This is a genomic window from Pseudomonas syringae group sp. J254-4 (genome assembly GCF_032586855.1).
Lineage (GTDB): Bacteria > Pseudomonadota > Gammaproteobacteria > Pseudomonadales > Pseudomonadaceae > Aquipseudomonas > Aquipseudomonas amygdali.
The window spans coordinates 57,117-70,883 of the sequence record NZ_JAWHOO010000015.1; the positions used below are offsets into that span (position 1 = coordinate 57,117).

Genomic DNA, 13,767 nt, shown 5'->3' on the forward strand with positions numbered 1-13,767 from the left:
CTGCCAGTCGTCATTTCCCGCTTACTTGTCCTAGACTTGTCTACCTGCCGCACACGCCCTTTTTTTCGTTATGGATTTCAAGGCCTATTGCATGCCCGATTCTCGTTACAAGGTCGACGTCAGCGTCGTCACACGCTTTCTCTCGGAACAGTCGCAACCCGAGCAGAACCGCTTCGCTTTCGCCTACACCATCACCGTGCACAACAACGGTAAATTACCTGCCAGGCTGCTGTCTCGTCACTGGGTCATCACCGACGGCGACGGCCATGTCGAAGAGGTGCGCGGCGAGGGCGTGGTCGGTCAGCAACCGTTGATCGAGGTCGGTAAAAGCCATACCTACAGCAGCGGTACGGTAATGACCACTCGGGTAGGCAATATGCAGGGCTCTTATCAGATGCTGGCTGAAGACGGTAAACGCTTTGAGGCGGTCATAGAGCCCTTTCGTCTGGCCGTCCCGGGTTCGCTGCACTGATGGCGGTGTACGCCGTTGGTGACCTGCAAGGTTGCCTTGAACCTCTGCAATGCCTGCTTGAGCACGTCCACTTCAACCCCGAGCATGATCGACTCTGGCTGGTGGGCGACCTGGTCAACCGTGGTCCGCAATCGCTGGAAACACTTCGCTACCTGTACGGCCTCCGTGAATCGCTGGTGTGCGTGCTGGGTAATCATGACCTGCACCTGCTTGCCGTCGCCCGTAAACACGAACTGCTCAAAAAAGGCGATACGCTGCGCGAAATCCTTGAAGCGCCGGATCGTGACGAATTGCTCGGCTGGGTGCGTCGGCAAAAGCTGATGCACTACGATGCAGAACGCAACGTCGCCATGGTGCATGCCGGTATCGCGCCGCAGTGGTCGCTGAAAAAGGCCTTGAAGCACGCAGCCGAAGTCGAGCATGCACTTCAGGACGACCAGCTGTATGGCGCTTTTCTCGACGGCATGTACGGCAATGAGCCGGCCAAGTGGGACAACGACCTGCAAGGCGTCACGCGTTTGCGGGTCATTACCAACTACTTCACCCGTATGCGCTTCTGCACCAGCGACGGCAAGCTCGACCTGAAGAGCAAGGAAGGCGTTGAAACCGCCATACCTGGTTATGCGCCCTGGTTCAGCCACCCGAAACGCAAGACCCGTGAGCTGAAAATCATTTTTGGCCACTGGGCGGCACTTGAGGGTCGCTGCAACGAGCCCGGCGTCTTTGCCCTCGACAGCGGATGTGTCTGGGGCGGCTCGATGACGCTGCTCAACGTTGATACCCTTGAACGTCACCAATGCAATTGCGATGCTGTCGGCCAGGCCGCCAACGGGCTTGTTACAAGCGCACAGGCCGGCACCGCCACTAACCCCCAGGCTCAGGAGCCCAGGCAATGACCGAATTCAAACGTATTCCACCTGAACAGGCACAGGCACTGCGCGAGCAAGGTGCAGTGCTGGTCGATGTTCGTGATGCGCAGACTTTTCAAAGCAATCACATTCCTGACTCCGTGCATCTGGACAATCACTCGATTGCCGACTTCATCGCCAAGGCCGATCTGGACAAGCCGCTGGTCGTTGTCTGCTACCACGGCAACTCCAGCCAGAGCGCTGCAGCCTACCTGGTGGGCCAGGGTTTCTCCGACGTATACAGCGTGGACGGCGGCTTTGAGCTGTGGCGCGCCACTTACCCTGACGAAACCGCGCAAGGCTGATAAAAAATATTTTTATGACAGCTGATCCCGCGTTCTACGCGGGCTCGCGAGCCATCTGACGAACGGTCAGCCCGTCTTCTCGCGCATCCCTTCTTTATCTTTCCGAATCCGAACTATCCTTAGCCTAGGCCATCCGAATTCAGGGGAGAGCCGGTACACCGGCGCGTGGGTCATCGGTAGTTACTTTTAAGGTGTTCTGGGGGGAAACAGCAGCCGCATTGCGGTCGCTGCCAGCATCGACTGACGATCCGCCGCCGGCTCCACGTATCGAGCGAGGTGACGTCATGAGTATATTCAGCCACTTCCAACAACGCTTCGAAAGCACACGGCAAGAAGAGCTCTCGCTACAGGAGTATCTGGAGCTCTGCAAACAGGACCGCAGCGCCTATGCCTCTGCCGCAGAACGTCTTCTGCTGGCCATTGGCGAGCCCGAACTGGTGGACACCTCCACCAACTCCAGGCTCTCGCGAATATTCTCCAACAAGGTGATACGCCGCTATCCTGCCTTTGCCGACTTCCACGGAATGGAAGAATGCATCGACCAGATCGTTTCGTATTTCCGCCATGCCGCCCAAGGCCTGGAAGAGAAGAAGCAAATCCTGTATCTGCTCGGCCCGGTGGGCGGCGGTAAATCGTCCCTGGCGGAAAAACTCAAGCAACTGATCGAAAAAGTACCGTTCTACGCCATCAAGGGCTCGCCAGTCTTCGAGTCGCCTCTGGGCCTGTTCAACGCCACTGAGGACGGCGCGATTCTGGAAGAAGACTTCGGAATTCCGCGACGCTACCTGAGCACTATCATGTCGCCCTGGGCGACCAAGCGCCTGGCCGAGTTCGGTGGCGACATCAGCCAGTTCAAGGTTGTGAAGCTCTACCCTTCGATTCTCAACCAGATCGCCGTAGCGAAAACCGAGCCCGGCGACGAAAACAACCAGGATATTTCCGCGCTGGTCGGCAAGGTCGATATCCGCAAACTGGAAGAATTCCCACAGAACGACGCCGACGCGTACAGCTACTCGGGCGCACTGTGCCGGGCCAACCAGGGCCTGATGGAATTCGTCGAGATGTTCAAGGCACCGATCAAGGTCCTTCACCCGTTGCTGACCGCGACCCAGGAAGGTAACTACAACAGCACCGAGGGGCTGGGAGCCATCCCGTTCACCGGGATTCTGCTGGCGCACTCCAACGAATCGGAATGGCACAGCTTCCGCAACAACAAGAACAACGAAGCCTTCATCGACCGTATCTACATCGTGAAGGTGCCGTACTGCCTGCGTGTCAGCGACGAGATCAAGATTTACGACAAGCTGCTGTTCAACAGCTCGCTGTCCAAAGCGCATTGCGCGCCTGACACCTTGAAGATGCTCGCGCAGTTCACCACGCTGTCGCGCCTTAAAGAGCCTGACAACTCCAACATCTACTCCAAGATGCGCGTGTATGACGGCGAAAACCTGAAAGATACCGACCCCAAAGCCAAGTCGATCCAGGAATACCGCGACAGTGCGGGTGTCGACGAAGGCATGAACGGTCTCTCTACCCGCTTCGCGTTCAAGATTCTGTCCAAGGTCTTCAACTTCGATCCACACGAAATTGCTGCCAACCCGGTGCACCTGCTGTACGTACTGGAACAGCAAATCGAACAGGAGCAATTCCCGGCAGAGACGCGTGAACGCTACCTGCGTTTCATCAAGGAATACCTGGCACCCCGCTACATCGAGTTCATCGGCAAGGAAATCCAGACGGCGTACCTGGAATCCTACAGCGAGTACGGTCAGAACATTTTCGACCGCTACGTGCTGTATGCAGACTTCTGGATTCAGGATCAGGAATACCGCGACCCGGAAACCGGCGAGATTCTCAACCGCGTAGCCTTGAACGAGGAACTGGAAAAGATCGAGAAACCGGCCGGCATCAGCAACCCGAAAGATTTCCGCAACGAAATCGTCAACTTCGTGCTGCGTGCCCGCGCCAACAACAACGGCAAGAACCCGACCTGGCTCAGCTACGAGAAGCTGCGCGTGGTAATCGAGAAGAAAATGTTCTCCAACACCGAGGACCTACTGCCCGTCATCAGCTTCAATGCCAAGGCCAGCAAGGAGGATCAGCAGAAGCACAACGACTTCGTCACACGAATGGTCGAGAGGGGCTACACGGACAAGCAGGTACGTCTGCTTTCCGAATGGTATCTGCGCGTGCGGAAATCGCAATAAAGCAGCTGCAAGCTTCAAGCTATCAGCTGCAGGCGAAAAGCGATCGAGGCCCGGCTCCGGGATCGATGGCGCGCTCGCTTGCAGCTTGAAGCTTACAACTTGAAGCTCCCCGGAGGAGCCTATGAGCTATGTGATCGACCGACGTCTCAACGGCAAGAACAAGAGCACGGTAAACCGGCAGCGGTTTCTGCGGCGTTACCGTGACCACATTAAAAAGGCAGTGGAGGAAGCGGTCAGCCGGCGCTCCATTACTGACATGGAACACGGCGAGCAGATCAGTATTCCCGGACGCGATATTGACGAGCCGGTCCTGCACCACGGTCGTGGCGGCAAGCAGACCGTTGTTCATCCTGGCAACAAGGAGTTCACCACAGGTGAGCACATCGCCCGCCCTCAAGGCGGTGGTGGCGGCAAAGGGCCTGGCAAGGCAGGCAACTCCGGCGAAGGCATGGATGAGTTCTCGTTTCAGATTACTCAGGAAGAGTTTCTCGAGTTCATGTTCGAAGACCTGGAGCTGCCGAACCTGGTCAAGCGCAACCTGACCGGTACCGATACCTTCAAGACCGTGCGCGCGGGTATCAGCAACGAGGGCAACCCTTCACGCATCAACATCATCCGTACCCTGCGCTCGGCGCATGCGCGACGCATTGCGCTGTCCGGCAGCAGCCGGGCAAAACTCAAAGAGGCAACTGTCGAGCTTGAGCGTATGAAGCGCGAAGAGCCCGACAACTTCGGCGATATTCAGGAACTGGAAGTAGAAATTGATCGACTGAAAGCACGTATTCGTCGCGTACCGTACCTCGACACGTTCGACGTCAAGTACAACCTGCTGGTCAAACAACCCAACCCCAGCTCCAAAGCGGTCATGTTTTGCCTGATGGACGTCTCTGGCTCCATGACCCAGGCGACCAAGGACATCGCCAAGCGCTTCTTCATCCTGCTGTACCTGTTTCTCAAGCGTAATTACGACAAGATCGACGTTGTGTTCATTCGTCACCACACCAGCGCCCGTGAAGTGGACGAAGAAGAGTTTTTCTATTCTCGGGAAACCGGCGGCACCATCGTTTCCAGCGCATTGAAACTGATGCAGGAGATCATGGCCGAACGCTACCCAAGCAGCGACTGGAATATTTACGCGGCACAGGCCTCGGATGGAGACAACTGGAACGACGATTCGCCCATTTGCCGGGAAATCCTGACCAAACAGATCATGCCCTTCGTGCAGTACTACACGTACGTGGAAATCACGCCGCGTGAGCACCAGGCCTTGTGGTACGAATACGAGCGCATCGGTGAAGACTACGCCGACACGTTCGCCCAGCAGCAGCTGGTCTCTGCCGGTGATATTTATCCGGTATTCCGCGAACTCTTCCAGCGAAGGTTAGTGTCATGACCGCCAGAGAGCAGAAGCGCCAACCCCTTTCCACGGGGTCAGAGTGGACATTTGAACTGATCCGGGCCTACGACCGTGAGATCGGCAGAATTGCCGAGCGGTATGCTCTGGACACCTATCCCAACCAGATTGAGGTGATCACTGCCGAACAAATGATGGATGCCTACGCCTCGGTGGGCATGCCCCTGGGCTACCATCACTGGTCATACGGCAAGCACTTTCTCAGCACTGAAAAATCCTATTCGCGTGGCCAGATGGGGCTGGCGTACGAGATTGTGATCAACTCGGACCCGTGTATTGCCTACCTGATGGAAGAAAACACCATCTGCATGCAGGCACTGGTCGTTGCGCACGCCTGCTATGGCCACAACAGCTTCTTCAAGGGCAATTACCTGTTCCGCACCTGGACCGACGCCAGCTCAATCATTGATTATCTGGTGTTCGCCAAGCAGTACATCATGCAATGCGAGGAACGGCACGGCATCGACGCCGTGGAAGATTTGCTCGACTCGTGCCACGCGTTGATGAACTACGGCGTGGACCGCTACAAGCGTCCGTATCCGATTTCCGCTGAAGAGGAACGGCGGCGTCAGAAGGATCGGGAAGAACATCTTCAGCGCCAGATCAACGATCTTTGGCGCACTATTCCGAAGAACGCCGAAAAAGGCAGCAAAGAGGACAACGCACGCTTTCCTGCCGAGCCGCAGGAAAACATTCTCTATTTCATCGAGAAACACGCGCCGCTGCTGGAGCCCTGGCAGCGCGAAGTGGTGCGCATTGTGCGCAAGATCGCGCAGTATTTTTATCCACAGCGCCAGACCCAGGTGATGAACGAAGGCTGGGCAACGTTCTGGCATTACACGCTGATGAACGACCTGTACGACGAAGGTTTGGTCACCGACGGCTTCATGATGGAGTTTCTGCAGTCGCACACCAGCGTGATTTTCCAGCCCGGTTTTGACAGCCCCTACTACAGCGGCATCAATCCCTACGCGCTGGGCTTTGCCATGTATCAGGACATACGCCGGATGTGCGAAAGCCCTACCGATGAGGACCGGCAGTGGTTTCCGGAAATTGCCGGCACCGACTGGCTGACGGCGATCAAGTTTGCGATGACCAGCTTCAAGGACGAGAGCTTCATTCTCCAATACCTGTCGCCCAAGGTGATTCGCGACCTCAAGCTGTTCAGCATCATGGACGACGACCAGCAGGAAGACCTGCTGGTGCCTGCCATTCATGATGAAAACGGTTACCGGACCATTCGCGAGATTCTCGCTGCGCAATACAACCTGGGCAATCGGGAGCCCAACGTGCAGATCTACAGCATCGACCGCCGAGGCGATCGCTCGCTGACCCTGCGCCACCAACAGCACAATCGAAAACCGCTGGGCGATTCGACTGACGAGGTGCTCAAGCACCTGCACCGGCTATGGGGCTTTGATATCCATCTGGAAACCCTGCAGGGCGATCAAGTGGTCAAAACCCATCACGTACCTCCAAAAGGCGAGCATGCCGACAGTGAGTATCCCCGGCTTGATATGGCGGTCGTCCACCTTTAGGCGTTAGGGAAAAGGCTGTTTAAACGGCTGCTCATGCAGCTTTAGCCTCCGCAAGCACGGCACAAGGTTTATCCTGTCGCGCTTACGGAGGCTTTTTATGCAGATTTATAAAGTGGGCGGTGCTGTACGCGACCGCCTCCTGGGTCAACCTGTCACTGATATCGATTGGGTCGTGGTCGGCGCGAGCACTGAGGACATGCTGGTCAAGGGCTATCGCCCGGTCGGCACAGACTTCCCGGTGTTTTTGCACCCGCTGACCAACGAGGAATACGCGCTGGCGCGAACCGAGCGCAAAAGCGGCGTGGGCTATGGAGGCTTTGTTTTTCATGCAAGCCCCGAGGTAACGCTTGAGCAGGACCTGATTCGGCGCGACCTGACGATCAATGCCATGGCCGAAGACAAGGACGGTAACCTGACCGATCCGTATAACGGCCAGAAAGACCTTGAAGCGCGAGTATTGCGCCACGTTTCCCCCGCGTTCGCCGAAGATCCGCTTAGGGTCTTGCGCGTGGCCCGGTTCGCAGCGCGCTACGCACGTTACGGTTTCACCATCGCACCCGAGACTTTGGGGCTGATGCGCCAGCTCAGTGAGTCCGGCGAACTCAAGGCGCTGACTGCCGAACGAAGCTGGAAGGAAATCTCTCGCGCGCTCATGGAAGATCAGCCTCAGGTGTTCATCCAGGTACTGCACGACTGCGGCGCACTCAAGGAACTGATGCCCGAGGTCGAGGCGCTGTTTGGCGTGCCGCAGCCCGCTGCACATCACCCGGAAATAGACACCGGCGTACATGTCCTCAGCGTGCTTGAGCAATCTGCGATTCACAAACACCCGCTGACCGTACGCTGGGCCTGCCTGCTGCACGATCTGGGCAAGGGGCTGACGCCGGAAGCCGAATGGCCCAGGCACATTGCCCATGAACATACCGGCCTGCGCCTGATTAAAGCGGTCAACGAGCGTTTTCGGGTACCCAGGGAATGCCAGGAACTGGCGCTACTGGTCGGCCAGTACCACACCCACGGCCATCGGGCGCTGGAACTGAAACCCTCGACTTTGCTGGAGCTGCTGCAAAGTTTCGACGTCTACCGCCGCCCGCAGCGTTTTGAAGAGTTCATTGCGGCGTGCGAGATGGACGCGCGAGGACGTCACGGCTTCGAACAACGCAGTTATCCACAGGCTGATTACCTGCGCGGTGCAGCACAGGCCGCTCGAACAGTGTCAGTACAGCCGCTGCTGGAGAAGGGCTTCAAGGGCAAGGAACTGGGCGACGCGCTAAAGAACGAACGGCTCAAGGCGCTGAAAATCTATAAGGCGGAGGACGTCGCCTGACTTTAACTGACTACTATCGCTCCCACGCTCCAGCGTAGGAGCGCAGCCCTGAACGCTCTGCGTCCGATCTTCAGCACCCGAGAACCACGAACCCACTCAGCTAGCTACGCAGCAGACTCTCAGGCGTCAGCTCCACTCCGCGCCACTCAAACGCTACCGGCCAGAGCTGCTGATCGATCTGCGCGTCAGCCCAAAGCTTGCTGAAGGCAATACCGACACCCGGATGCAGACGTTCAGGGGCAATCAATGCCAATGGGCACAGCACGAAGGCATTCTTCAGAATCTCCGCTCTGGGCAAAATCAGCCCGTCGAAATTGCCGACCTGCTCGCCATACAACAGCACATCGATATCCAGCGGCAGCCCTTTGCGATCCGGGGCATAGCGGCCATTATCGGCCTCGATGAATTTCAGGCGGCGATCAAGCTCCATCAACGGCAGGTCGGTCAGCGCCGACACCACAAGATTGAAGAATGGCCCGCTCTTGATGCCCACCGCATGGCTTTCAAAGACCGGCGAGCAACTGAGGTCAGTCAAAAAGCCATCCAGCGCATCCAGCCCGGCATGCAGATGGCGCTCGCGCTCGATATTGCTCCCCAGGCCGAGGAAAATCCGCGTCAGCGACATCCGCGCTCGATCTCCACGCCCACACCGGCAGCGGCCGCTACGGCACCCGGCTTGGTCAGTTTCAGACGCAGCCAGGGAATATTGAATTCGCTCATCAGCACTTCAGCCAGCCGCTCAGCGAAGGTCTCTACCAACTGAAACTGAGCCTGCTCGGCGAAAGCCTGAATACGTGTCGAAACACTGGCGTAGTCGAGGGCCTTGCTCAGGTCGTCGCCTGCCGCTGCAGGGCGATTGTCCCAGGCGAAGCTGAGGTCCAGACGCAGGCACTGGCGAATGCCGCGCTCCCAGTCATAGGCGCCGATGACCGTATCAACCTCAAGGCCCTCGATGAAAACTCTGTCCAAGCACTACTCTCCACTGCACGACAAGGGCGCGATGCGCCGTTAGAATCAGGGCATCCTCGCCCGGAATGGTTAGCATGTTTTGGTTACTGGCCACCTTCGCCTACCTGCTTGGTTCGCTGTCCTTCGCCATTCTGCTCAGCCGCCTGAGCGGCAGACCAGACCCGCGCGCCAGTGGCTCGGGCAATGCCGGCGCTACCAACATGCTGCGTCTGGCCGGAAAAAAACTGGCCATCCTGACCCTGCTTGGCGACCTCTGCAAAGGCCTGCTGCCGATCCTGATCGCCAGCGCCTGGAACCTGAACATCGCGCAACAAGGCTGGATCGGCGTCTGTGCAGTGCTGGGCCACCTGTTCCCAGTGTACTTTCGCTTCCGTGGTGGCAAAGGTGTCGCAACAGCCGCCGGGGTGCTGCTGGGGCTATACCCGCCCGCAGCCGCCCTGGCGATAGCGGCCTGGCTGCTGACGCTCTACCTGACCCGCACCAGCTCGCTTGCCGCCCTGATTGCCACACCGCTGACCCTGCCATTACTGGCATGGCAAGAACCTCATGCGCTGTTGCCGATGAGCGTGCTGACACTGCTCATCGTCTGGCGCCATCGCGGCAATCTACGCGACCTGCTCGCCGGGCGCGAACGACATTTCTGAAGGGCAACCTGAAATCATTTTACCCTCGCCTGCCATCACAGCCCCGGCAACTGCTCCATGGGCCAACGCGCCTGCACGCTGATGCTCAAATCTTCCTTCTGCCCTGCCTGCAAACGCTGACAGCCAGCAAAGGCAATCATTGCGCCGTTATCGGTACAGAACTCGGGCCGTGCGTAGTAAACATTGCCGCGCAGGTCGCCGAGCATGCTTTCCAGCGAAGCCCGCAGTGCCTTGTTGGCGCTGACGCCGCCCGCAATAACCAGGCTCTTGAGGCCGGTCTGTTTGAGCGCACGCTTGCACTTGATGGTCAAAGTCTCCACTACCGCCTGCTGGAACGCCAGAGCGATGTCGCAGCGGGTTTGCTCGCTGTCGTCTCCAGCGCCCTGACATTGCTGCCAGGTATTGAGCGCAGAAGTTTTCAAGCCGCTGAAACTGAATTCCAGCCCGGGACGATCGGTCATTGGCCGGGGAAAGACAAAACGCCCCGCCACGCCCTGCATCGCCGCCTTGGAAATCTCCGGGCCGCCTGGGTACTGCATGCCCATCATTTTGGCGGTCTTGTCGAACGCCTCGCCTGCTGCATCATCCAGCGTCTCGCCCAGCAGTTCGTACTGACCGATGCCATCGACGCGGACCAGTTGCGTGTGTCCACCGGACACCAGCAACGCGACGAACGGGAACTGTGGCGGGTTTTCTTCCAGCATCGGGGCCAGCAAATGGCCTTCCATGTGGTGAACGCCCAACGCCGGGATATCCCAGGCGAATGCCAGCGCCTGAGCGCACGAGGCGCCGACCAGCAATGCACCTACCAGACCCGGTCCGGCCGTGTAGGCAATGGCGTCGATGTCAGTGGCCACGCAGTCCGCCTCGGCCAGTGTCTGGCGAATCAGCGGCAGCATGCGCTTGACGTGATCGCGCGAAGCCAGTTCCGGCACCACACCGCCGTAGGCCCGATGCAGGTCGATCTGGCTGAATAATGCGTCCGCGAGCAAACCGCGTTCGCTGTCGTACAACGCGACACCGGTTTCGTCGCAGGAGGTTTCTAATCCCAGTACTAGCATGGGGTTGCGCCTTGTAGGGGGCAGATTTGAAGGCGCGCATAATAGTCGTCGACCGAGGTGCCGACCAGCGGTTTTCGATCAGAGGCTTTGCATTCCTCTCAATGAGGGGTTAACATCCGCAACCCTTAAAAACCGACGTACTTTTGTGCAGTGTTTGCACTAAGCGTTGACCCCGGTAATGAATGAAGGTAGCTCTGGATGCCAGCCGTCAAAGTTAAAGAGAACGAACCCTTCGACGTAGCTCTGCGTCGTTTCAAGCGCTCCTGCGAAAAAGCCGGTGTTCTGGCTGAAGTTCGTAGCCGCGAATTTTACGAGAAGCCGACTTCGGAGCGTAAGCGCAAGGCAGCAGCTGCTGTCAAACGCCACGCCAAGAAAGTCCAGCGCGAACAGCGCCGCGCCGTTCGTCTGTATTAATTTACAGACCTTCGTCGCAAGCTTCTGCCTTGCCCGGCCAACCAGCCGGGCTGTCGGCAGTTCCAGCTTCGCTTTTTTGCGTTAGCTGGATTGCGCGTTAGCTAGATTGATTGACCCCGTCCAGGCCGCCGATGCGACTCAGACATTCAATCAAGCACGTCCAGCCTGTTCACAGGCAACATTGGCCATGCCCACTCGGGCAGCAGACGGCCGGTGACAAGACGAGTATGCCTTGATGACTTCGCAAGAAGCTCAGCCAAGGCAGCGTCTTCCGTGCACCCAGGCTTATGTCTCCGGGTTTTGTCACACTCAGGTGTACACCCAGCATGAAGCCTTCTGACCTGTCCGCAGGTTCAAGTTTATTTCCTTTCAGGCCCACACCGTCCAGCGGATGCAAAGACGTGCCCGTTGATTGCTCACGCCCTCAAAAAAAGACGGCTGACAGGCTGACGGAACGCTCGTAGAGTCTCCCGATACTTTTGCACCACGCTTGAATGATGAGAACGCCATGGCCGGGCTGATTCCCCAGAGCTTTATCGACGACCTTCTGAACCGCACCGACATTGTCGATATAGTCAGTTCGCGCGTGCAGCTCAAGAAAGCCGGGAAGAACTACACCGCCTGCTGCCCGTTCCACAAAGAGAAAACACCCTCTTTCAGCGTCAGCCCGGACAAACAGTTCTATTACTGCTTCGGCTGCGGCGCTGGCGGCAACGCGCTCGGTTTCATCATGGACCACGACAATCTGGATTTCCCCCAGGCTGTCGAAGACCTCGCCAAAGCAGCAGGCATGGAAGTGCCTCGCGAACAGGGCGTAAAAGGCCAGAAGCCCCGCCAGCCAACCGACTCCCCGCTCTACCCGCTGCTGACTGCCGCCGCCGAGTTCTATCGCCAAGCCCTGAAAAGCCATCCATCGCGCAAGGCAGCAGTGGATTACCTCAAAGGCCGCGGGCTGTCCGGTGAAATCGCGAGGGACTTTGGCCTGGGCTTTGCTCCGCCAGGCTGGGACAACCTGTACAAGCACCTGAGCAGCGACTCACTGCAGCAAAAGGTCATGATCGATGCCGGCCTGCTGATCGAAAATGCTGAAACCGGCAAACGCTACGATCGCTTCCGTGACCGGGTGATGTTTCCGATACGCGACTCGCGCGGACGCGTCATTGCCTTTGGCGGTCGCGTACTGGGCGATGACAAGCCCAAATACCTGAACTCGCCGGAAACACCGGTTTTCCACAAGGGCCAAGAGCTGTACGGGCTGTTCGAAGCCCGAAAATTCAATCGCAACCTCGATGAAATCATCGTCGTTGAAGGCTACATGGACGTCATCGCCCTGGCCCAGCAAGGTTTGCGCAATGCCGTGGCCACGCTGGGTACGGCGACCAGCGAAGAGCATTTGAAACGCCTGTTCCGGGTCGTGCCCAACGTGCTGTTCTGCTTCGACGGCGATCAGGCCGGGCGCAACGCCGCGTGGCGGGCACTGGAAGCCACCCTGTCGAACCTGCAGGACGGGCGTCGGGCGCGTTTTTTGTTTCTTCCCGAGGGCGAAGACCCGGACACGCTGGTGCGCTCCGAAGGCACCGACGCGTTCAAGGCGCGCATCAATCAGCATGCCCAGCCGCTGGCCGATTATTTTTTCGAGCAACTGACCAAAGAGTCTGACCCGCGCTCGCTGGAAGGCAAGGCGCACATGGCCACCCTCGCGGCGCCACTCATCGATAAAGTGCCTGGGGCGAACCTGCGCATTCTGATGCGCAAACGCCTGACCGAAATTACCGGGCTTACCGGCGAGGCCGTCAGTCAACTGGTACAGAGCGCGCCGGCGGATGCACCGCCGAGCTACGACCCGTACGTCGATTACGACGCCATGCCTGACTTTGCCGATTACCAGCCCCAAGGCGGTTATGAGCCACAGCAGGAATGGACGCCAAAGAAAACCGGCGGTCAGAATCAAAAAAAATGGGACAACAAATCCTGGGGCAAAAAAGGCAAGCGCCAGGACTTCGAACCTCGAACGCCGCGAGTACCGACCGCTGTCGAGCCACCCATGCAGGCCGCACTGAGAACATTGCTGCACCACCCTGAACTGGCCGAAAAGGTCGAAAATGCCAGCCATTTCGCTGCAGAAGACCAATCTAACGCGCAACTGCTGGTCGCCCTTATCGAAGCCAGGCAAAAGAATCCGAACCTGCGGTCGTTACAGTTGATAGCGCGATGGCACGGGACTGAACAGGGCCGTTTGCTGCGCGCTCTGGCAGAAAAGGAATGGCTGATTGAGGCCGACAACCTTGAACAACAGTTTTTCGACACTATAACTAGCTTATCCGCTCGCCAACGCGAGCGCAGTCTGGAACATCTGATCAGCAAGGCTCGTCAAACCGAGTTGAGCGCAGAAGAGAAAATTCAGCTTAGGGAACTGCTAAATCGCAATGTTCCCGCACAAACCCCGACCTCAACTGGCGCGTGAGGTCATAGCTCGGGTATAATCCTCGGCTTGTTTTTTGCCCGCCA

General features: G+C 57.9%; 13 protein-coding genes. 10 read left to right on the plus strand and 3 right to left on the minus strand.

The window, feature by feature from the left end:
* Window positions 1-91: 91 nt before the first annotated feature.
* From apaG to RYB09_RS18110, 7 genes are all read left to right on the plus strand, one after another.
* Window positions 92-472 (plus strand): Co2+/Mg2+ efflux protein ApaG, encoded by a 381-nt coding sequence (apaG, locus tag RYB09_RS18080; protein WP_058401035.1) that lies wholly within the window; start codon window positions 92-94, stop codon window positions 470-472.
* Window positions 472-1,368 carry a symmetrical bis(5'-nucleosyl)-tetraphosphatase gene (locus tag RYB09_RS18085; protein ID WP_058400995.1) on the plus strand — a complete coding sequence of 299 codons (897 nt, stop codon included), beginning with the start codon at window positions 472-474 and terminating at the stop codon, window positions 1,366-1,368. Before apaG ends, RYB09_RS18085 begins: the two co-directional genes overlap by 1 nt.
* Complete coding sequence (glpE, locus tag RYB09_RS18090; RefSeq protein WP_002551886.1) at window positions 1,365-1,685, plus strand: thiosulfate sulfurtransferase GlpE; 321 nt, start codon at window positions 1,365-1,367, stop codon at window positions 1,683-1,685. Before RYB09_RS18085 ends, glpE begins: the two co-directional genes overlap by 4 nt.
* Window positions 1,686-1,969: 284 nt before the next feature.
* Window positions 1,970-3,892 (plus strand): PrkA family serine protein kinase, encoded by a 1,923-nt coding sequence (locus RYB09_RS18095; RefSeq protein WP_003316247.1) that lies wholly within the window; start codon window positions 1,970-1,972, stop codon window positions 3,890-3,892.
* 121 nt (window positions 3,893-4,013) lie between these two features.
* The gene (locus tag RYB09_RS18100; protein ID WP_316889606.1) at window positions 4,014-5,285 is read left to right on the plus strand and encodes a YeaH/YhbH family protein; all 1,272 of its coding nucleotides are present in this window, start codon (window positions 4,014-4,016) and stop codon (window positions 5,283-5,285) included.
* Complete coding sequence (locus tag RYB09_RS18105) at window positions 5,282-6,844, plus strand: SpoVR family protein (RefSeq protein ID WP_219170382.1); 1,563 nt, start codon at window positions 5,282-5,284, stop codon at window positions 6,842-6,844. The genes RYB09_RS18100 and RYB09_RS18105 overlap by 4 nt, the downstream gene beginning before the upstream one ends.
* A 97-nt stretch (window positions 6,845-6,941) precedes the next feature.
* Window positions 6,942-8,171 carry a multifunctional CCA addition/repair protein gene (locus tag RYB09_RS18110; protein ID WP_316889608.1) on the plus strand — a complete coding sequence of 410 codons (1,230 nt, stop codon included), beginning with the start codon at window positions 6,942-6,944 and terminating at the stop codon, window positions 8,169-8,171.
* A gap of 100 nt (window positions 8,172-8,271) precedes the next feature.
* Here RYB09_RS18110 and folK read toward each other — a convergent pair whose 3' ends face one another.
* Both folK and folB read right to left on the minus strand, forming a co-directional pair.
* Window positions 8,272-8,796 (minus strand): 2-amino-4-hydroxy-6-hydroxymethyldihydropteridine diphosphokinase, encoded by a 525-nt coding sequence (folK, locus tag RYB09_RS18115; RefSeq protein WP_122258490.1) that lies wholly within the window; start codon window positions 8,794-8,796, stop codon window positions 8,272-8,274.
* Complete coding sequence (gene folB, locus RYB09_RS18120) at window positions 8,787-9,140, minus strand: dihydroneopterin aldolase (RefSeq protein WP_002551880.1); 354 nt, start codon at window positions 9,138-9,140, stop codon at window positions 8,787-8,789. Before folB ends, folK begins: the two co-directional genes overlap by 10 nt.
* Window positions 9,141-9,214: 74 nt before the next feature.
* Here folB and plsY point away from each other — a divergent pair, with 74 nt between their 5' ends.
* The gene (gene plsY, locus RYB09_RS18125) at window positions 9,215-9,784 is read left to right on the plus strand and encodes a glycerol-3-phosphate 1-O-acyltransferase PlsY (protein WP_004660108.1); all 570 of its coding nucleotides are present in this window, start codon (window positions 9,215-9,217) and stop codon (window positions 9,782-9,784) included.
* Window positions 9,785-9,819: 35 nt separating this feature from the next.
* On the opposite strand, the gene tsaD is transcribed toward plsY, so the two are convergent.
* A complete protein-coding gene (gene tsaD / locus RYB09_RS18130; protein WP_002551878.1) occupies window positions 9,820-10,845 on the minus strand; it encodes a tRNA (adenosine(37)-N6)-threonylcarbamoyltransferase complex transferase subunit TsaD in 1,026 nt (341 codons plus the stop codon).
* Window positions 10,846-11,043: 198 nt separating this feature from the next.
* Here tsaD and rpsU point away from each other — a divergent pair, with 198 nt between their 5' ends.
* Together rpsU and dnaG are read left to right on the plus strand one after the other, a co-directional pair.
* Window positions 11,044-11,259 carry a 30S ribosomal protein S21 gene (gene rpsU / locus RYB09_RS18135; RefSeq protein WP_002551877.1) on the plus strand — a complete coding sequence of 72 codons (216 nt, stop codon included), beginning with the start codon at window positions 11,044-11,046 and terminating at the stop codon, window positions 11,257-11,259.
* Window positions 11,260-11,767: 508 nt separating this feature from the next.
* Window positions 11,768-13,723 (plus strand): DNA primase, encoded by a 1,956-nt coding sequence (gene dnaG / locus RYB09_RS18140; RefSeq protein ID WP_230016966.1) that lies wholly within the window; start codon window positions 11,768-11,770, stop codon window positions 13,721-13,723.
* Window positions 13,724-13,767 lie beyond the last annotated feature (44 nt).

Excerpts from the sequence above, each read along its gene's own strand:
- apaG (WP_058401035.1), top strand. The coding sequence starts at position 92 with ATGCCCGATTCTCGTTACAAGGTCGACGTCAGCGTCGTCACACGCTTT.
- RYB09_RS18085 (WP_058400995.1), top strand. The coding sequence starts at position 472 with ATGGCGGTGTACGCCGTTGGTGACCTGCAAGGTTGCCTTGAACCTCTG.
- glpE (WP_002551886.1), top strand. The coding sequence starts at position 1,365 with ATGACCGAATTCAAACGTATTCCACCTGAACAGGCACAGGCACTGCGC.
- RYB09_RS18095 (WP_003316247.1), top strand. The coding sequence starts at position 1,970 with ATGAGTATATTCAGCCACTTCCAACAACGCTTCGAAAGCACACGGCAA.
- RYB09_RS18100 (WP_316889606.1), top strand. The coding sequence starts at position 4,014 with ATGAGCTATGTGATCGACCGACGTCTCAACGGCAAGAACAAGAGCACG.
- RYB09_RS18105 (WP_219170382.1), top strand. The coding sequence starts at position 5,282 with ATGACCGCCAGAGAGCAGAAGCGCCAACCCCTTTCCACGGGGTCAGAG.
- RYB09_RS18110 (WP_316889608.1), top strand. The coding sequence starts at position 6,942 with ATGCAGATTTATAAAGTGGGCGGTGCTGTACGCGACCGCCTCCTGGGT.
- folK (WP_122258490.1), bottom strand. The coding sequence starts at position 8,796 with ATGTCGCTGACGCGGATTTTCCTCGGCCTGGGGAGCAATATCGAGCGC.
- plsY (WP_004660108.1), top strand. The coding sequence starts at position 9,215 with ATGTTTTGGTTACTGGCCACCTTCGCCTACCTGCTTGGTTCGCTGTCC.
- tsaD (WP_002551878.1), bottom strand. The coding sequence starts at position 10,845 with ATGCTAGTACTGGGATTAGAAACCTCCTGCGACGAAACCGGTGTCGCG.
- rpsU (WP_002551877.1), top strand. The coding sequence starts at position 11,044 with ATGCCAGCCGTCAAAGTTAAAGAGAACGAACCCTTCGACGTAGCTCTG.
- dnaG (WP_230016966.1), top strand. The coding sequence starts at position 11,768 with ATGGCCGGGCTGATTCCCCAGAGCTTTATCGACGACCTTCTGAACCGC.